The sequence below is a fragment of the Pseudomonas sp. P9_35 genome (genome assembly GCF_034008205.1).
GTDB classification, from domain to species: domain Bacteria; phylum Pseudomonadota; class Gammaproteobacteria; order Pseudomonadales; family Pseudomonadaceae; genus Aquipseudomonas; species Aquipseudomonas kilonensis.
The window spans coordinates 1,580,161-1,597,779 of sequence record NZ_CP125373.1 but is presented as its reverse complement, the minus strand read 5'-3'; the positions used below and the strand labels follow the sequence as shown (position 1 = coordinate 1,597,779).

The window sequence follows — 17,619 nt, the reverse complement described above, 5'->3', positions numbered from 1 at the left end:
CGTCATGTTCAAGCGAAACACCTTAGGCCTCGGTGGCGCCGCCCTGTGCGGCGCCCTGCTGGTCAGCGGCTGTGCCAACCAAATGTCACAACGCAGCGAGCACGAAGAGCGGGTCGAGCGCAAATTGCTCGACCACAGCCTGCAGATCGACGTGGGCGAACCCAAGGTGCTCGACCTGCCGCAGCGTCGGGTGCGAATCAATGAGCAGAAGACCTTCGAAGTCACTGAGTTCGAGGTCACTCGCCATTACGACCGCTACACGCCGTACCAACCCTGGCGGGAGATTTACGAGATCCCCCTGGGCGCGGTGGCCGTGGTGGCCGGTGTCGGCGCGAACGTGGTCAATGTGTTCGCCCTCGGCAACCTGCCGGACACCGTGACCCGTGACTGGATCAGCTACGGTTTCGCCGGGCTCAACCCGTTCATGAACGTCCCCTCCCATGGTCGTGCCCAGCAGAACCTGGCGGGCATCGACGAAGTCCAGCGCGACAAGCGCACGGAACACTCGAGCCTGCCTTGGAGCGAACGCCCGGTGGAGGTCAAGGCCGCCCGGCAGACCTTCGAGTTGAGCACCGACCGTAGCGGCGTGCTGCGCCTGAACCTGCTGGAAAGCCCGTTCGCCGAGCAGGACCTGAGCCAATTCGGCAAATTGCAGATCAGCGTGACCGATGCCCAGGACGAAGTGCACACCGACTCATCCCTGAGCATCAGCAGCAGTCTGCGCAGCAAGCTGCTGGAAGCCCACGCGCTGATCTACGACGACCTGGAAGACGACGAGGTGAGCCAGTGGGTGCATCGAGTCAAGCGCCTGTCGGAGCTGGGACTTGAAGAAGAAGCCAGCGAACTGGAACAGAGCCTGATCGAACTGACCCGCAATGATCCGGAGTTGCAGGCCGAATTCATGAAAGCACTGACCAAGGATGGTGGACGGTTGGTGGCGGATCCGGGCGTTAACTGAGTCCAGCTTGGATTGGTCAACCTCTCTTGTGGCGAGGGAGCTTGCTCCCGCTGGGCTGTAGGAGCTGCCGAAGGCTGCGATCTTTTGATCTTTCGCTTGAGATGCAAGCGTTAGGGGAGAGATCGCAGCCTCGCTTCGCTCGACAGCTCCTACAGGCCCAGCGGGAGCAAGCTCCCTCGCCACAAGAGCAAGGCAAGGCAAGGCATTCAGCCCACCGACAGCCTCACCGCTCAAACAACTCCAACTGCTCAAACCCACCGCGCAAATCCTCCAGCCTCACTCCTATCCCCAATAACCGCACCGGCTTGCCGCCCCGGTTGAACGCCTGGGTCAGCAGCAACTGGTAGCTGCCCAGGTCCCGCCCTGCCCCGGCCTGTTCCAGTGTGGTTTGGGTGAAGTCGTGGAATTTCACTTTGACGAACGGCTTGCCCGGTCGATAACTGCTGTCGATCCGCGCCATGCGTCCGTTGAGGGTTTCCATCAGTTCCGGCAGTTTGGCGAGGCAGCTCACCAGGTCGGGCAGGTCGGCATCGTAGGTATTTTCCACGCTGATGGACTGCCGTCGGCTGTCGTTGTGCACTAGCCGCTCATCGATCCCACGAGCCAGGCTCCAGAGCCGCTCACCGAAACTGCCAAATTCGCGCACCAGCGCCAACTTGTCCCATTGGCGCAACTGCAGGCAATCGACGATGCCGAGCCGGTTCAGCTTATCGGCGGTGACCTTTCCAACACCGTGGAGCTTGCTGACCGGCAGGGCCGAAACAAAGTCATCGACCTGGTCGGGGGTGATGACGAACAACCCGTTGGGCTTTTTCCAGTCACTGGCGATCTTGGCCAGGAACTTGTTCGGCGCGACGCCTGCGGACACAGTGATGTGCAGCTGGTTGGAAACCCGTCGGCGAATGTCCTGGGCGATGCGCGTGGCGCTGCCACCGAAATGGGCGCTGGCGGAAACGTCCAGGTAGGCCTCGTCCAGCGACAGCGGCTCGATCAGGTCAGTGTAATCGCTGAAAATCGTATGAATTTCCTTCGACGCTTCCCGATAGGCATCCATTCGTGGCTTGACGATGGTGAGGTCCGGGCAAAGCTTCAAGGCGTGGCCGGAGGACATGGCCGAGCGCACCCCATAGGCCCGCGCTTCGTAGTTACAGGTGGCAATCACGCCCCGCCGATCCGCCGAGCCTCCCACCGCCAAGGGCTTGCCGGCCAGCCGCGGGTCATCGCGCATCTCGATGGCGGCATAGAAACAGTCACAGTCGACATGGATGATCTTACGTTGCGTCATAGTAAAGAAGCAGAGTGTGCGACGAATCGGGCCACCAGTATCGCACCCGCACCTGTATATAGCACCAGTAGTTTGAAAGATCCTTCGTTGAGAGTCGAAAGTGCCTACACAAATTTACTTCTTCAATCGCAACGAAGTCTCCAATAGAGCTAAGCCCTTGCCAGGCCTGCGTCACAGCGCTGTCACAATGCTTTTCTCCAGGGCTAACCACTTGAAGCGGAACAGGTTTTTGTGAAGCCAGGGTTGACAGCAGCGCGATCCTCTGTAGAATGCCGCCACACAGACGCGGGATGGAGCAGTCTGGTAGCTCGTCGGGCTCATAACCCGAAGGTCGTCGGTTCAAATCCGGCTCCCGCAACCAAACATCAAAAAAGGCTACTCGAAAGAGTGGCCTTTTTTGTGCCTGTCCATTTTTGACTGCCTGATCAGAGAGTCGCCGCCTGCGACTCCCTACACGCAACCAGTTGTAGGACAATTTCCTTTAAATTCCGAGTATTTAGGAAGACAAGGGGCGGATCGAGCGTTTATTTGAGCCCATTACCTTTTAACGGTTGACACCCGGGCGTTCGCCTGTAGAATGCCGCCACACAGACGCGGGATGGAGCAGTCTGGTAGCTCGTCGGGCTCATAACCCGAAGGTCGTCGGTTCAAATCCGGCTCCCGCAACCAAATATCAAGAAAGGCTGCTCGAAAGAGTGGCCTTTTTTGTGTCTGGCGAAAAAAGCTCTACATTACAAAGATTTTGTAATTATTTTCCTTCGCGGGGATTGGTAACTTGGCTGGATACCCCCATCCTGTCGCGCATAGCTCAAGAGGTGATTGATGCGCGCCCACTCGTCTGACCCGCAAGACCCTGTTACTGCGACACAACCGATCAAAGCCGAACGATTGCGCTGGCTGGATCGGATCAGTCAATACCGCCAGCCTATTGGTCTCGCGGTCACGTTGCTGCTGTTTGCGATTGCCTTGATTGCCTGTCGCCACTTGCTGAGCGAGCTCGATCTTTACGCCCTGCACGATTCAATTCTGGAAGTGCCACGACCGGCCCTGCTGGGCGCGATCGCCGCCACGGTAGCCGGCTTCATCATTCTTTTGGGCTACGAATGGTCCGCCAGCCGTTATGCCGGGGTGACACTGCCGCCACAAACCATGGTCCTGGGTGGGTTCACCGCGTTCGCCATCGGCAATGCCATTGGCCTGTCACTGTTGTCGGGCGGCTCGGTTCGCTACCGTCTATATGCGCGTCATGGCCTGGGGGCCTCGGATGTCGCCCACATGACGCTGTTCGCCAGCCTGTCCCTGGGCTGCGCGTTGCCGCCGCTGGCGGCCCTGGCGACGCTCAGCAACCTGCCCGCCGCGTCCGCCGCGCTGCACCTGCCTGCGATTTTGCTGGGGGCCATTTCCGTGGCGGTGCTGCTGCTCACCAGCGTGTTGGCCATCGGCATTTACCGCCGACGCCTGCCGGAACAGCCTCATCGCGACAGCCTGCTGGTAAAAGCCGGGCGCCGCACGCTGCGCCTGCCGGGCCGACGCCTGACCTTCCTGCAACTGGTAATCACCGCGCTGGATGTCGCCGCCGCCGCCACCGTGTTGTATCTGTTGCTGCCCGAAGCGCCTCCGTTCGGTGCCTTCCTGCTGGTGTACCTGCTGGCGCTGGCTGCCGGGGTGCTCAGCCATGTACCGGGCGGTGTCGGCGTGTTCGAAGCGATTCTGCTGGCCGCGTTCGCCGACAAACTCGGGGCCGCGCCACTGGCCGCCGCGCTGTTGCTGTATCGCTTGATCTACGTGCTGCTGCCGATGTTGGTGGCCTGCGTACTCCTGCTGATCAATGAGGCGCAACGGCTGTTCCAGACGCGCCAGACCCTGCGGGCGGCATCGGGTTTCGCGGCGCCGATCCTGGCGGTGCTGGTGTTCCTCTCAGGTGTCGTGCTGTTGTTTTCCGGGGTAACGCCGGAAATCGATACCCGCCTGGAGCACATCGGCTTCCTCATCCCTCATCGGCTGGTCGACGCTTCGCACTTCGGCGCCAGCCTGGTGGGCGTGTTGTGCCTGTTGCTCGCCCAAGGCTTGCGCCGTCGCCTGTCGGCCGCCTGGATGCTGACCACGGTCTTGCTTCTGGTTGGCGCCCTGCTCTCGCTGCTCAAGGGTTTTGACTGGGAAGAAGCCACGCTGCTGACGCTGACGGCCACCCTGCTGGCGATATTCCGACGCTCCTTCTATCGTCCGAGTCGCCTGACTGAACTGCCCTTTTCCCCGCTGTTCCTGATCGCCAGTATCTGCGTGCTGGGCGCGTCGATCTGGCTGCTGCTGTTTGCTTACCAGGATGTGCCCTACAGCCATCAACTCTGGTGGCAGTTCACCCTTGATGCCGACGCCCCTCGCGGCCTGCGCTCCCTGCTGGGGGCGGCGGTGCTGCTGGTGGTGGTGTCCCTGACCTGGTTGCTGCGCACCGCGCGGCCGGTGATCCATTTGCCGACGGCAGAAGAACTGGAGCGGGCCAAGACGATTCTCATGACGTCTTCGCAACCCGACGGCGGCCTGGCCCTGACCGGCGACAAGGCATTGCTGTTTCACCCCAACGACGAAGCGTTCCTGATGTACGCCCGCCGTGGTCGCAGCCTGGTAGCGCTGTACGACCCGATCGGCCCTACCCAGCAACGGGCTGAAATGATCTGGCAGTTCCGCGACCTGTGTGACATCCACCATGCCCGCCCGGTGTTCTACCAGGTGCGCGCCGAGAACCTGCCCTACTACATGGACATCGGCCTGACAGCCATCAAGCTGGGCGAGGAAGCACGGGTCGACCTCAAGCGTTTCGATCTCGAAGCCAAGGGCAAGGAGATGAAAGACCTGCGCTACACCTGGAACCGCGGCACCCGTGACGGCCTGTCGCTGGAGATCCACGAACCGGGCCAGGCGCCGATGGAAGAGCTCAAGGTCATTTCCGATGCCTGGCTGACCGGCAAGAACGTGCGTGAGAAAGGCTTCTCCCTGGGCCGTTTCAGCGATGACTACCTCAAGCATTTCCGCATCGCAGTGATTCGTTTCGAGGGCCGGCCAGTGGCGTTCGCCAACCTGCTGGAAACCCACAGCCACGAACTGGCCAGCCTCGACCTGATGCGCGCCCACCCCGAGGCCCCGAAACTGACCATGGAATTCATGATGGTCGGCCTCATCCAGCATTACAAAAACCATGACTTCGCCCGCTTCAGCCTTGGCATGGTCCCGCTGTCAGGCCTGCAACCGCGTCGCGGCGCACCGTTGACCCAACGCCTGGGCTCGATGGTGTTCCGCCGTGGCGAGCAGCTCTATAACTTCCAGGGGCTGCGCCGCTTCAAAGACAAATTCCAGCCTGACTGGGAACCTCGCTACATGGCCGTGCCCGCCGGACTCGATCCGCTGGTGGCGCTGGCTGATACCGCCGCCCTGATTGCAGGCGGCCTGACTGGATTGGTGAAACGCTGATGATGCAACGCTCCTGGCGATACGTAGTGGCCGCCCTGCTGGTGCTGGCGGTAATTCTCGGTGGCGGTTACTGGTACTTGAAACGCCCGGCCCCGCAACCGACCCTGGAACAGCTGGCGCCCACCGATGGCGTAGCGATGACTCGGGTCATCCCCGGCACCAAGCCGCGCGCCCAGGTGCTGGTGGCGGTCAATGAGGACCAGAAACTCAGCGACACGCAGTTGACGACCCTCAGCCGCAGCGGCTCGGCGCAGATCGTCCAAGTGATCCTGCCCAAGGACTGCATGTTGCAAGGTCGCGCCCTGCAGACGGGTCTGCGGCAGCTCCAAGGGCCTGCCACGCTGGTCAGCGGCATCGGCCCAGGCGCCGTGCTGGCCTGGCGCTGGCTGGCCGAGCAGAAGGATGACAAGGCCAAGGCCGTTTCGGTGGACCTGGCCCTGGAAAAACCCGGCTGCACACACTTGCTGCCCAAAAGCGCAGCCCACGGCCACTGGCTGGTGGCCTGGAACGATAACCCCGACGACACCAGCGCCGGCTTCGTACGCGATCAGTCGAATGCCGAGACCAGCATCAGCGACTACGACATCAACCTGCCACAAGTACTGAACAACGAGCTGCGCAAGATCCTGGTCGGCACTGACAAGGCCAAGGGCGGCCTGAGCATCCCGGTGGTGGAAGTCCCAGCCAGCCAGACACGGGATACCGTGACCCTGTTTCTCTCCGGAGACGGCGGCTGGCGTGACCTGGACCGCGACGTGGCCGATGAAATGGCCAAGATTGGCTACCCTGTGGTCGGCATCGACACCCTGCGCTACTACTGGCAGCACAAGAGCCCGGAGCAAAGCGCGGCGGATCTGACCGAACTGATGCAGCACTACCGTCAGGTCTGGGGCACCAAGCGCTTCGTCCTGACCGGCTACTCCTTCGGCGCCGACGTGTTGCCAGCCATCTACAATCGCCTGCCAGCCACCGAACAACAGCGGGTCGATGCGATCATCCTGCTGGCTTTCGCCCGCACCGGCAGCTTCGAGATCGAAGTCGAAGGCTGGCTCGGCAACGCCGGCACCGAAGCCGCCACCGGCCCGGAAATGGCCAAGCTGCCAGCCGAGAAAGTGGTGTGCATCTACGGCGGTGAAGAAGCCGACGAAAGCGGCTGCACCGACAAGACTGCCGTGGGCGAGGCCATCAAGCTGCCTGGCGGTCACCACTTCGACGAAAACTACCCGGCCCTGGCCAAGCGCTTGATCGATGAGATCAACAAGCGGCAGAGCAAGACGGCCGAACAGTAAGTCGATACACGCCTGACAAAAGCCCCGGCAGCCTTAGGGTTGCCGGGGCTTTTTTGTGCCCGCTCAACTGCACAAGCCCCCCTGTGGGAGCGAGCTTGCTCGCGATGACGGCGGCATATCCAACATCTTTGCAACCTGACACTCCGCTATCGCGAGCAAGCTCGCTCCCACAAGATTCGCCTGACATCGACATTGTGTGGCCCACAAAAAAGCCCCCGCCGCCGCAAGGCAACGAGGGCTTTTTGTTTTCTGGTTGCTATATCTCCACCTGCGTCCCCAGCTCAATCACCCGGTTCAACGGCAGATTGAAGAAGCGCAGGTTGCCGTTGGCGTTCTTCAACATGAAGGCGAACAACGCCTCGCGCCAGCGGGCCATGCCTTCGAGTTTCGACGCGATGACCGTTTCGCGGCTGAGGAAGTAGGTGGTACGCATCGGACTGAAGTCCAGGTCATCCAGATGACAGAGCTTGAGCGCCTGCGGGACGTCCGGCTCGTCAGTGAAACCGAAGTGCAGGATCACCCGGAAGAACCCTTCGCCATAGGCATCGACCTCAAAGCGCCGCTGCGGCGGTACCCGGGGAATGTCTTCATACACCACCGTCAGCAGCACCACTTGCTCATGCAGCACCTGGTTATGCAACAGGTTGTGCAACAGCGCATGGGGCACGGCGTCCGAGCGTGCGGTCAGGAACACGGCGGTGCCCTGTACGCGATGAGGCGGTTGCACGCGAATACTGCTGATGAAGATCGGCAGCGGCAACGCACCTTCGTCCAGGCGCTCCACCAGCAATTGCTTGCCGCGCTTCCAGGTGGTCATCAGCACAAACAAGGCGATACCGGCGATGACCGGGAAAGCACCGCCCTGAACGATTTTCGGCACGTTGGCGGCAAAGTACAGGCCATCGACCAGCAGGAAACCGAACAACAACGGTACCGCCAACAGTGGCGGCCATTTCCACAACAGCAATATAACGGCGGACACCAGGATCGTGGTCATCAGCATGGTTCCGGTCACTGCCACGCCGTAGGCCGAAGCCAGCGCACCGGAAGACTCGAAACCCAGCACCAGCAGCACCACGCCGACCATCAGCGACCAGTTCACCGCACCGATGTAGATCTGGCCCTGCTCGGCGCTGGAGGTGTGCTGGATATACATGCGCGGGATGTAACCGAGCTGGATCGCCTGGCGCGTCAGGGAGAACGCCCCGGAAATCACTGCTTGCGAAGCGATCACCGTGGCCAGGGTCGACAGGCCCACCAGAGGCAGCAACGCCCAGCTCGGCGCCAGCAGATAGAACGGGTTGCGCGCCGCTTCCGGGTCACCCAGCAACAATGCACCCTGGCCGAAATAGTTGAGCATCAGGCCTGGCAACACCAGGATGAACCAGGCGCGGGCAATTGGTTTACGACCGAAATGGCCCATGTCGGCGTACAGCGCTTCGGCACCGGTCAACGCCAGTACCACGGCGCCGAGGATCGCCACGCCCATGCCCGGGTGGACGACAAAGAAACGCACGGCCCAGGCCGGGTTCACCGCTTGCAACACTTCCGGGTGCTGCAGGATGCCGTACACACCCAGGGCGCCAAGCACCAGGAACCAGGTCACCATGATCGGGCCGAACAGGATGCCAATGCGCGCAGTGCCGTGGCGCTGGATCAGGAACAGCCCCACCAGCACCACCAGCGACAAGGGCACCACCCAGTGGTCGATGCCTTCGAACGCCAGGCCAAGGCCTTCAATTGCCGAGAGTACGGAAATGGCCGGCGTGATCATGCTGTCGCCGTAGAACAGCGCCGCGCCGATCAAGCCGCAGACCACCAGGAACGTCCGCAGCCGCGCCCGTCCCGCCGCTGCTCGCCGCGCCAGGGCGGTGAGCGCCATGATCCCGCCCTCGCCCTGGTTGTCGGCGCGCAGGACGAACATCATGTACTTGATCGACACGACCCAGATCAGCGACCAGAAAATCAGCGAGAGAATCCCCAGCACACCATCGTGATTGACAGGTACGCCGTAGGCACCGGAAAACACTTCCTTGAGGGTGTACAACGGGCTCGTGCCGATGTCGCCATAAACCACTCCGACCGCCGCGACCAGCATGCTCAGCGGTTTCGCTGCCGAATGCTCGGCACCCACCGCCTGACTACTTGCATGACCCATCCAACACTCCTGATTCCAGTCCTGGCTTCTTGAACGAAGCACTATGCTTTGTTGAGGCAGCATGCGCTGTTTTACGCATTGTTACAGACGTTTTGTTGACTGTAGCAATCGTCTGAACGCAAAGGCGCGAAGCATAGCGCAGCACTCGTCGCATTTCCCGGTATAAAGCTGGTCAAGCAGCCCAGCCACAGATAGAATTGCGCACTTTTTGATCAGAGGCGCGCCAGGCGCCCTGTCTCGGCAAGAGACGATCCCCCCTACACCGAGGTTAGACATGTCCACCACTACCGCGCCAGCCAATCCGAAGGTTGGCTTCGTATCCCTGGGTTGCCCGAAGGCTCTGGTCGACTCCGAGCGCATCCTGACCCAGTTGCGCATGGAAGGCTATGACGTTGTGTCCACCTATCAGGACGCCGACGTGGTCGTGGTCAACACCTGCGGCTTCATCGACTCGGCCAAGGCCGAGTCCCTGGAAGTGATCGGCGAAGCCATCAAGGAAAACGGCAAGGTCATCGTCACCGGCTGCATGGGCGTGGAAGAAGGCAACATCCGCAACGTGCACCCGAGCGTATTGTCCGTGACCGGTCCGCAGCAGTACGAGCAGGTGGTCAACGCCGTGCACGACGTGGTGCCGCCACGCCAGGACCATAACCCGCTGATCGACCTGGTGCCGCCGCAAGGCATCAAGCTGACCCCGCGCCACTACGCCTACCTGAAGATTTCCGAAGGCTGCAACCACAGCTGCAGCTTCTGCATCATTCCGTCGATGCGCGGCAAGCTGGTGAGCCGCCCGGTGGGCGATGTGCTCGACGAGGCCCAGCGCCTGGTCAAGGCCGGCGTCAAGGAACTGCTGGTGATCTCCCAGGACACCAGCGCCTACGGCGTCGACGTGAAATACCGCACCGGCTTCTGGAACGGCGCGCCGGTGAAAACCCGCATGACCGAACTGTGCGAAGCCCTCAGCACCCTCGGCGTCTGGGTTCGCCTGCATTACGTCTACCCATACCCGCACGTCGACGAACTGATCCCGCTGATGGCCGCCGGCAAGATCCTGCCGTACCTGGACATCCCGTTCCAGCACGCCAGCCCGAAAGTCCTCAAGGCCATGAAGCGCCCGGCGTTCGAAGACAAGACCCTGGCCCGCATCAAGAACTGGCGTGAAATCTGCCCGGACCTGATCATCCGCTCGACCTTCATCGTCGGCTTCCCCGGTGAAACCGAAGAAGACTTCCAGTACCTGCTGGATTGGCTGACCGAAGCCCAGCTCGACCGCGTCGGCTGCTTCCAGTATTCCCCTGTCGAAGGCGCACCGGCCAACGACCTGGACCTGGACGTGGTGCCGGACGACGTCAAGCAGGACCGTTGGGACCGCTTCATGGCGCACCAGCAGGCCATCAGCTCGGCGCGCCTGCAAATGCGCATCGGCCGTGAAATCGAAGTGCTGGTGGATGAAGTGGACGAACAAGGCGCCGTGGGCCGCTGCTTCTTCGACGCCCCGGAAATCGACGGCAACGTCTTCATCGACAATGGCAGCAACCTCAAGCCGGGCGACAAAGTCTGGTGCAAGGTGACCGACGCCGATGAGTACGATTTGTGGGCTGAGCAGATCGGTTGATTTGTGAGCTGAACAGATCGGTTGGCCTGTGTGAGCACAGCTTGCTCGCGATAGCGCAGTGTCAGCCACTGCAAGTGTTGACTGATGCTCTGCCATCGCGAGCAAGCTGTGCTCCCACAGGCTCTTGCGAAACTCGGTAAAAAATTGAAAAGCCCTGCTCTTACTACAAGATGCGGGGCTTTTTTACGGCTATCGTATGGAGAAACCCAGGACATCCAGCACAAGGAACAGGCGGGCATGCGTCAGCATTCGGTCATCCACACACCGAAACCGAGCGATTACCAGGAACTGACCCAGGTGTGGGAGGCATCGGTACGTGCCACCCACGACTTCCTGCCGGACAGCTACATCGAGCTGCTGAAAAACCTGGTGCTCACCCGTTACCTGGATGCGGTGATGCTTATTTGCACCCGGGACGCGCGTCAGCGGATCACCGGTTTCGCCGGCGTCGCGGCCGGCAAGATCGAGATGCTCTTCATCGACCCGCAACACCGTGGCCAGGGCCTGGGCAAGCAACTGCTGCGCTACGCCATGGAACACCTGAACGCCGATCAACTGGACGTCAACGAGCAGAACCCGCAAGCCCTGGGCTTTTACCTCAAGCAAGGCTTCGAAGTGGTCGGACGCTCGGCGAAAGATGGCATGAACCAACCCTACCCGCTGCTGCACATGCGCTACAAGCAGGCCGGCCTGAAGGCTGGACGCGGCTAAAAACGGCATGAGGCAAATGGACCCGCGATTAACCGGCGCCAGGCAGGTACAATGCCCACCCTCTTTTTGTTACGGCCCCCGTCATGACTGACCCGATTCGTCTCTCCAAACGCCTCATCGAACTCGTCGGCTGTTCCCGTCGGGAGGCTGAGCTGTTCATCGAGGGCGGCTGGGTCACCGTGGATGGCGAAGTGATTGATGAGCCGCAGTTCAAGGTCACCACCCAGAAAGTCGAACTCGACCCCGAGGCCAAGGCCACCGCGCCGGAACCGGTGACTCTCCTGCTCAACGTCCCGGCAGGCACGGATGTGGACACTGCCATGGCGTCCCTCGGGCCGCAGACCCTGAGCGAAGAACATCGCTTCGGCAAACGCCCGCTCAAGGGCCATTTCCTGCGCCTGACCGCCAGCGCCGACCTGCAGGCCAACGCCAGCGGACTGCTGGTGTTCACCCAGGACTGGAAGATCTTGCGCAAGCTCACCGCCGACGCCGCCAAGATCGAGCAGGAATACGTGGTGGAAGTCGAAGGCGAGATGGTCGCCCATGGCCTCAATCGCCTGAACCATGGCTTGACCTACAAGGGCAAGGAGCTGCCGGCGGTCAAGGCCAGCTGGCAGAACGAGAACCGCCTGCGCTTCGCCATGAAAAACCCGCAGCCCGGCGTGATCGCTCTGTTTTGCCAGGCTGTCGGGCTCAAGGTCGTCGCCATTCGCCGCATTCGCATCGGCGGCGTGTCCATCGGCAAGGTGCCGCTGGGCCAGTGGCGCTACCTGTCTGCCAAAGAGAAATTCTAATTTTCCGGCGCCGCACCGAACCGGGGCGCCCACTGCCGATTGATCAGGACTGCACACATGATTCACAACGACGTACTGCGCAGCGTGCGCTACATGCTCGACATCAGCGACAAGAAAGTCATCGAGATCATCAAGCTGGGCGGCCTGGAAGTCTCCCTGGCCGACCTGACGGGCTACCTCAAGAAAGACGAGGAAGAAGGCTTCGTGTTCTGCCCTGACGAGGTCATGGCGCATTTTCTCGATGGCCTGGTGATCTTCAAGCGTGGCAAGGACGAAAGCCGCCCGCCGCAGCCGATCGAAGTGCCGGTGACCAACAACATCATTCTCAAGAAACTGCGAGTGGCGTTCGAGCTGAAGGAAGACGACATGCACGCCATCCTCAAGGCCGCCGAGTTCCCGGTGTCCAAACCGGAACTGAGCGCTCTGTTCCGCAAGTTCGGCCATACCAACTACCGCCCGTGTGGCGACCAGTTGCTGCGCAATTTCCTCAAGGGCCTGACGCTGCGCGTGCGCGGCTGACACCCCGTGACTTACAGCGTCTCCCCCATCGGCTTCGTCCGCTCCTGCTTCAAGGAGAAGTTCGCCATCCCCCGCCAACCGCAGTTGGCGCCGGCCGCACGTGGCGTGCTGGAGCTGGTGGCGCCGTTCGATCAGGGCGAGGCGGTGCAGGGGTTGGAGCTGGTCAGCCATGTCTGGCTGCTGTTCCTGTTCCACCAGGCCCTGGAAGACAAGCCGCGGTTGAAAGTGCGGCCGCCGCGCCTGGGCGGCAACAAGTCCATGGGTGTATTCGCCACCCGCGCCACCCACCGCCCCAACGGCATCGGCCAATCGGTGGTGAAGCTGGAGCGGGTCGAAGCCGGGCGCCTGTGGATCTCGGGTATCGATTTGCTGGACGGCACACCCGTGCTGGACATCAAGCCCTACGTACCCTACGCCGACATCATCGGCTCAGCTTCCAACAGCATCGCCAGCGCAGCGCCTGAATTGATTCCGGTGCAATGGGCGGACACTGCCCTGCTTCAAGCGCGCGAGCATGCCACGCGCCTGGGAGAGCCCCTGGTGGAGCTGATTGAACAATGCCTGGCCCAAGACCCGCGCCCGGCGTACCAGGTTCCTACCGTCGAACGGGAATATGGCGCGCAGTTCTGGGACCTGGACGTTCGTTGGCATTACCCGCAGGCGGGGTTGATTCGGGTGTTGGAAGTGATTCCGGCGAAACCGTAAACACCAGAAACGAAAAAGCCCGCGCGGCCTTCATCAGGCGGCGCGGGCTTTTTTGTGGGGCATCTGTTGGACCGAGTCGCTGCCATCGCGAGCAAGCTCGCTCCCACAGGTGCGTCTGTGTTGTTCACGCATTTGGATTCAACACAAATCCCCTTGTGGGAGCGAGCTTGCTCGCGATGGCGATCTTTCAGTCACCACAACAGCTTACTTCTCTACAAACGCCCGCTCGATCAGGTAATCACCCGGCTCGCGCATACGCGGCGAAACGGTCAGGCCGAAGCTGTTGAGCACTTCGCTGGTCTCGTCGAGCATGCTCGGGCTGCCGCACAACATCGCGCGGTCGTCCTGCGGGTTGATCGGTGGCAGGCCGATGTCGCGGAACAGTTTGCCGCTGCGCATCAGGTCGGTCAGGCGGCCTTCGTTCTCGAACGGCTCGCGCGTCACGGTCGGGTAGTAGATCAGCTTGTCACGCAGCGCTTCGCCGAAGAACTCGTTCTGCGGCAAGTGTTCGGTGATGAACTCGCGGTAAGCGACTTCATTGACGTAACGCACGCCGTGGCACAGGATCACTTTTTCGAAACGCTCATAGGTTTCCGGATCCTGGATGACGCTCATGAACGGCGCCAGGCCAGTACCGGTGCTGAGCAGGTACAAATGCTTGCCAGGCTTGAGATCGTCCAGCACGAGGGTGCCGGTGGGTTTCTTGCTGATGATGATCTCGTCGCCTTCCTTCAGGTGCTGCAACTGGGAGGTCAGCGGACCATCAGGCACCTTGATGCTGAAGAATTCGAGATGCTCTTCCCAGTTCGGGCTGGCAATCGAGTAAGCGCGCATAAGCGGGCGGCCATTGGGCTGTTGCAGGCCGATCATCACGAACTGACCGTTCTCGAAGCGCAGGCCCGGATCGCGGGTGCACTTGAAGCTGAACAGAGTGTCGTTCCAGTGATGAACACTGAGGACACGCTCGTGGTTCATGTTGCTCATGTACGGGGACTCCTGGGAATAATGCCCGCGCCGATAATCTGCGCAATTGCATCGCATTCTAATGGCGGCGACAATATCTGTTAAATGGATTATTAAGATAAGGGTTATCGGTTATATCGATATGCGATTTACTCTCCGTCAACTTCAAGTCTTCGTCGCCGTCGCCCAGCAGGAAAGCGTGTCTCGCGCTGCGGGTCACCTCAATCTGTCGCAGTCGGCGGCCAGCACCTCCATCACCGAACTGGAGCGGCAATCGAGCTGCCAATTGTTCGACCGTGCCGGCAAGCGCCTGAGCCTCAACGCCCTGGGCAAACAACTGCTGCCCCAGGCAGTGGCGCTGCTGGACCAGGCCAAGGAAATCGAAGACCTGCTCAACGGCAAATCCGGTTTCGGCTCACTAGCGGTCGGTGCCACCCTGACCATCGGCAATTACCTGGCGACCTTGTTGATCGGCGGTTTCATGCAGCGCCATCCAGAAAGCCAGGTGAAGCTGCACGTGCAGAACACTGCCAATATCGTGCACCAGGTTGCTCACTATGAAATTGATCTGGGTCTAATCGAAGGTGACTGCAGCCATCCGGACATCGAGGTACAGAGCTGGGTCGAGGACGAACTGGTGGTGTTCTGTGCCCCCCAACACCCGCTGGCCAAGCGTGGCCAGGCGACCATGGAGGAACTGACCCATGAGGCGTGGATTCTACGGGAACAGGGTTCCGGCACGCGCCTGACCTTCGACCAGGCCATGCGTCACCACCGTAGCGCGCTGAATATCCGCCTGGAGCTGGAACACACCGAAGCGATCAAGCGCGCCGTGGAGTCCGGCCTGGGCATTGGCTGCATCTCACGCCTGGCCCTGCGCGACGCCTTCCGCCGCGGCAGCCTTGTCGCGGTGGAAACCCCGGACATGGACCTGGCGCGGCAGTTTTATTTCATCTGGCATAAACAGAAGTACCAGACCTCGGCCATGCGCGAATTCCTCGAACTGTGCCGGGCCTTCACCGCCGGGGCCCAGCGCAGCGACGAAATCGTGCTGCCGACCATCGCCTGAGCCGTTACAACAGCACCACGCCCCACACCAACGCGATCATCGTCATGGCGACTAACTGGGCGGCGCTGCCCATGTCCTTGGCATTTTTTGACAATGGGTGCAGCTCCAGGGAGATGCGGTCGATGGCCGCCTCCACCGCCGAGTTGAGCAATTCCACGATCAATGCCAACAGGCACACGGCAATCAGCAGCGCCTGCTCGACACGACTGACGTTCAGGAAGAATGACAACGGGATCAACACGACATTGAGCAACACCAACTGACGGAAAGCTGCTTCGCCGACAAAAGCTGCACGCAGCCCGTCCAAGGAATAGCCGGAGGCGTTGAGGATGCGTTTCAGGCCGGTCTGGCCTTTAAAAGGTGACATAGAGTGGGCTACTGATCTAAAAGGAGTGGAGAAGCTAATTCAAACCCGGTCAAAAAAGCGTGAACCGGAACACTAGGCCTGCGGTGAAATTGACTCAAGTTGTTGCAGCAGCAAGGCCGCCTGGGTCCGGGTGCGCACGTTCAGCTTACGAAAGATCGCCGTGACGTGAGCCTTGATGGTGGCCTCCGAAACGCTCAGTTCGTAGGCAATCTGCTTGTTCAGCAAGCCTTCGCAGACCATGGTCAATACCCGGAACTGCTGCGGCGTGAGACTGGCCAGGCCCTCGCTGGCGGCCTTGGCTTCCTCGGACACGCTCACCGCTTCGAACGCCTGGGGTGGCCAGCAGACGTCGCCGTCCAGGACCGCCTTCACGGCCTTCTGAATCATCTCAAGGGAACTGGACTTGGGTATGAATCCGCTGGCGCCAAACTCCCGGGCCTTGACCATCACCGAGGCTTCTTCCTGCGCCGAGACCATGACCACGGGGATTTGCGGGTATTGGCCCCGCAACAGCACCAGCCCTGAAAAACCATAGGCACCGGGCATGTTCAGGTCCAGCAGCACCAGGTCCCAATCGGCCTTCGCCGTCAACTGCACCTCCAGTTCCGCGATACTGGCCACCTCCGTCAACCGGACAGCCGGGCCGAGGCCCAGGGTCACAGCCTGATGCAACGCGCTGCGAAAGAGCGGGTGGTCATCGGCAATCAGGATTTCGTATGTGGCCATTTTTCAAATGATCCTGTTTTTAATGGCAGGCCCGAGCATTCGCGCCTCGCCAAGACAACTCAAGACACCGCCGTGCAGCGGCATCCACAGGGGCACATTCAACGCCAAACACGGCGTATCAAACATTGGCGGCGCCCTGGTCGGCGCCAAGCATGCCCAGCGAAGCCGGGGTGGTCAAGCAGCACGGCCGCCACAGTGTCCAGTATGAGCCACTATTGGGCCAATACTGCTTGCGGCGTACGGATAAAGGGTTGCAACTCGGCGTGGGCCGGGGTCGAGACGTTCACCTCCTGCTGGCCCTTGGCGCCCAGGTAATGCTGGCTGAACACATCGAAATAGGCGTCCAGGGCCGAAGCGGCATCGCTGTCCCCCGCCAGCTCCAGACACAATGCCGCCACTTCGGCGGTGCACAGGTGCTCGCTGCGGGTCGAACGGCGCAGGCGGTAACGCGACAGTCTGTCGGGCAGCAGGCTCAGGATCGGCAGTCGGTCGAAATACGGGCTTTTACGAAAAATCTTCCGCGCCTCGGTCCAGGTCGCATCCAGCAGAATGAACAGCGGGCGCTTGGAATGATCAAGGTCAACCGTATGGGTAACCCGTGATGGCTCGACATATTCGCCCGGAAACACCAGGTACGGTTGCCATTGCGGATCGTTCAGCAGCGCCAGCAGTTGCTCGTCGACGTCGGTGCGCGACCAGATGAACGCGTGATTGTCGCGCACGACGTCGGCAATCAGCCAACCGGTGTTGCTCGGCTTGAACACTTCCTTGCTGGTCATGATCAGGCAGACCCCGGAGCGGGTCTCGACACTCGGACGCCAGGCGCACAGGCAATGGCTCTCGATCACTCGGCAGGCGCTGCAACGGGGCGCACGCCAGCCACGGGCCTGGATCGGCCTGATCCCTTCATCGATGCGCTGGTCGCGCAGGCGGGCTACGGCGTTAGGGGCGTGATTCATCGTGGGCAACGCCGACAGACAGGAAAACTCGACACG

At 61.1% G+C, this 17,619-nt stretch carries 15 protein-coding genes and 2 tRNA genes; 11 read left to right on the top strand and 6 right to left on the bottom strand.

All coding sequences use genetic code 11. The annotated features are described in order from the left end of the window. Positions 1–4 precede the first annotated feature (4 nt). On the top strand, positions 5–958 hold the full coding sequence (locus tag QMK47_RS07030) for a hypothetical protein (RefSeq protein WP_320389989.1): 954 nt from the start codon (positions 5–7) through the stop codon (positions 956–958). 223 nt (positions 959–1,181) lie between these two features. On the opposite strand, the gene dinB is transcribed toward QMK47_RS07030, so the two are convergent. Further along, positions 1,182–2,243, bottom strand: coding sequence for a DNA polymerase IV (dinB, locus tag QMK47_RS07025; RefSeq protein ID WP_253471962.1), 1,062 nt, complete (start codon positions 2,241–2,243; stop codon positions 1,182–1,184). Between the two features lie 284 nt (positions 2,244–2,527). Between dinB and QMK47_RS07020 the strand changes: the two genes are divergently transcribed. The 4 genes from QMK47_RS07020 (at position 2,528) to QMK47_RS07005 (ending at position 6,997) form a co-directional block, all read left to right on the top strand. Continuing rightward, positions 2,528–2,604: transfer RNA gene (locus tag QMK47_RS07020), tRNA-Met, on the top strand. A gap of 231 nt (positions 2,605–2,835) precedes the next feature. Further along, positions 2,836–2,912: transfer RNA gene (locus QMK47_RS07015), tRNA-Met, on the top strand. Positions 2,913–3,065: 153 nt separating this feature from the next. Further along, positions 3,066–5,708 (top strand): bifunctional lysylphosphatidylglycerol flippase/synthetase MprF, encoded by a 2,643-nt coding sequence (gene mprF / locus QMK47_RS07010; RefSeq protein WP_253471960.1) that lies wholly within the window; start codon positions 3,066–3,068, stop codon positions 5,706–5,708. Then, positions 5,708–6,997, top strand: coding sequence for a virulence factor family protein (locus tag QMK47_RS07005; RefSeq protein WP_253471958.1), 1,290 nt, complete (start codon positions 5,708–5,710; stop codon positions 6,995–6,997). Before mprF ends, QMK47_RS07005 begins: the two co-directional genes overlap by 1 nt. Before the next feature lie 256 nt (positions 6,998–7,253). On the opposite strand, the gene QMK47_RS07000 is transcribed toward QMK47_RS07005, so the two are convergent. Next, positions 7,254–9,095: a potassium transporter Kup gene (locus QMK47_RS07000; RefSeq protein WP_408980857.1), complete on the bottom strand. Its 1,842-nt coding sequence runs from the start codon at positions 9,093–9,095 to the stop codon at positions 7,254–7,256. A 334-nt stretch (positions 9,096–9,429) separates the two neighbouring features. Here QMK47_RS07000 and rimO point away from each other — a divergent pair, with 334 nt between their 5' ends. The 5 genes from rimO to tsaA all read left to right on the top strand — a co-directional run bounded on the left by rimO (position 9,430) and on the right by tsaA (position 13,499). Further along, entirely contained in the window at positions 9,430–10,770 is a 1,341-nt protein-coding gene (rimO, locus tag QMK47_RS06995; protein WP_077505975.1) for a 30S ribosomal protein S12 methylthiotransferase RimO, read from the top strand. Positions 10,771–11,007: 237 nt separating this feature from the next. Next, the gene (locus QMK47_RS06990) at positions 11,008–11,481 is read left to right on the top strand and encodes a GNAT family N-acetyltransferase (protein WP_258690467.1); all 474 of its coding nucleotides are present in this window, start codon (positions 11,008–11,010) and stop codon (positions 11,479–11,481) included. Between the two features lie 83 nt (positions 11,482–11,564). Continuing rightward, complete coding sequence (locus tag QMK47_RS06985) at positions 11,565–12,275, top strand: rRNA pseudouridine synthase (protein WP_003198375.1); 711 nt, start codon at positions 11,565–11,567, stop codon at positions 12,273–12,275. 57 nt (positions 12,276–12,332) lie between these two features. Continuing rightward, a complete protein-coding gene (locus QMK47_RS06980; RefSeq protein ID WP_003198373.1) occupies positions 12,333–12,794 on the top strand; it encodes a DUF1456 family protein in 462 nt (153 codons plus the stop codon). A gap of 6 nt (positions 12,795–12,800) precedes the next feature. Continuing rightward, entirely contained in the window at positions 12,801–13,499 is a 699-nt protein-coding gene (gene tsaA, locus QMK47_RS06975) for a tRNA (N6-threonylcarbamoyladenosine(37)-N6)-methyltransferase TrmO (protein ID WP_253471954.1), read from the top strand. A gap of 204 nt (positions 13,500–13,703) precedes the next feature. Here tsaA and fpr read toward each other — a convergent pair whose 3' ends face one another. Next, positions 13,704–14,483 (bottom strand): ferredoxin-NADP reductase, encoded by a 780-nt coding sequence (fpr, locus tag QMK47_RS06970; RefSeq protein WP_003184787.1) that lies wholly within the window; start codon positions 14,481–14,483, stop codon positions 13,704–13,706. A gap of 121 nt (positions 14,484–14,604) precedes the next feature. Between fpr and QMK47_RS06965 the strand changes: the two genes are divergently transcribed. Continuing rightward, the gene (locus QMK47_RS06965) at positions 14,605–15,531 is read left to right on the top strand and encodes a LysR family transcriptional regulator (RefSeq protein ID WP_003198364.1); all 927 of its coding nucleotides are present in this window, start codon (positions 14,605–14,607) and stop codon (positions 15,529–15,531) included. Positions 15,532–15,535: 4 nt separating this feature from the next. Here QMK47_RS06965 and QMK47_RS06960 read toward each other — a convergent pair whose 3' ends face one another. The 3 genes from QMK47_RS06960 to QMK47_RS06950 form a co-directional block, all read right to left on the bottom strand. After that, on the bottom strand, positions 15,536–15,898 hold the full coding sequence (locus QMK47_RS06960; protein ID WP_214511583.1) for a diacylglycerol kinase: 363 nt from the start codon (positions 15,896–15,898) through the stop codon (positions 15,536–15,538). 72 nt (positions 15,899–15,970) lie between these two features. Next, on the bottom strand, positions 15,971–16,624 hold the full coding sequence (gene erdR / locus QMK47_RS06955; protein ID WP_046064978.1) for a response regulator transcription factor ErdR: 654 nt from the start codon (positions 16,622–16,624) through the stop codon (positions 15,971–15,973). A 212-nt stretch (positions 16,625–16,836) separates the two neighbouring features. Then, on the bottom strand, positions 16,837–17,583 hold the full coding sequence (locus QMK47_RS06950) for a tRNA-uridine aminocarboxypropyltransferase (RefSeq protein ID WP_214511582.1): 747 nt from the start codon (positions 17,581–17,583) through the stop codon (positions 16,837–16,839). Positions 17,584–17,619 lie beyond the last annotated feature (36 nt).

Bases quoted from the DNA above. Each gene is read 5' to 3' on its own strand.
- QMK47_RS07030 (WP_320389989.1), top strand. From the start codon at position 5: ATGTTCAAGCGAAACACCTTAGGCCTCGGTGGCGCCGCCCTGTGCGGC.
- dinB (WP_253471962.1), bottom strand. From the start codon at position 2,243: ATGACGCAACGTAAGATCATCCATGTCGACTGTGACTGTTTCTATGCC.
- mprF (WP_253471960.1), top strand. From the start codon at position 3,066: ATGCGCGCCCACTCGTCTGACCCGCAAGACCCTGTTACTGCGACACAA.
- QMK47_RS07005 (WP_253471958.1), top strand. From the start codon at position 5,708: ATGATGCAACGCTCCTGGCGATACGTAGTGGCCGCCCTGCTGGTGCTG.
- QMK47_RS07000 (WP_408980857.1), bottom strand. From the start codon at position 9,095: ATGCTGGTCGCGGCGGTCGGAGTGGTTTATGGCGACATCGGCACGAGC.
- rimO (WP_077505975.1), top strand. From the start codon at position 9,430: ATGTCCACCACTACCGCGCCAGCCAATCCGAAGGTTGGCTTCGTATCC.
- QMK47_RS06990 (WP_258690467.1), top strand. From the start codon at position 11,008: ATGCGTCAGCATTCGGTCATCCACACACCGAAACCGAGCGATTACCAG.
- QMK47_RS06985 (WP_003198375.1), top strand. From the start codon at position 11,565: ATGACTGACCCGATTCGTCTCTCCAAACGCCTCATCGAACTCGTCGGC.
- QMK47_RS06980 (WP_003198373.1), top strand. From the start codon at position 12,333: ATGATTCACAACGACGTACTGCGCAGCGTGCGCTACATGCTCGACATC.
- fpr (WP_003184787.1), bottom strand. From the start codon at position 14,483: ATGAGCAACATGAACCACGAGCGTGTCCTCAGTGTTCATCACTGGAAC.
- QMK47_RS06965 (WP_003198364.1), top strand. From the start codon at position 14,605: ATGCGATTTACTCTCCGTCAACTTCAAGTCTTCGTCGCCGTCGCCCAG.
- QMK47_RS06960 (WP_214511583.1), bottom strand. From the start codon at position 15,898: ATGTCACCTTTTAAAGGCCAGACCGGCCTGAAACGCATCCTCAACGCC.
- erdR (WP_046064978.1), bottom strand. From the start codon at position 16,624: ATGGCCACATACGAAATCCTGATTGCCGATGACCACCCGCTCTTTCGC.
- QMK47_RS06950 (WP_214511582.1), bottom strand. From the start codon at position 17,583: ATGAATCACGCCCCTAACGCCGTAGCCCGCCTGCGCGACCAGCGCATC.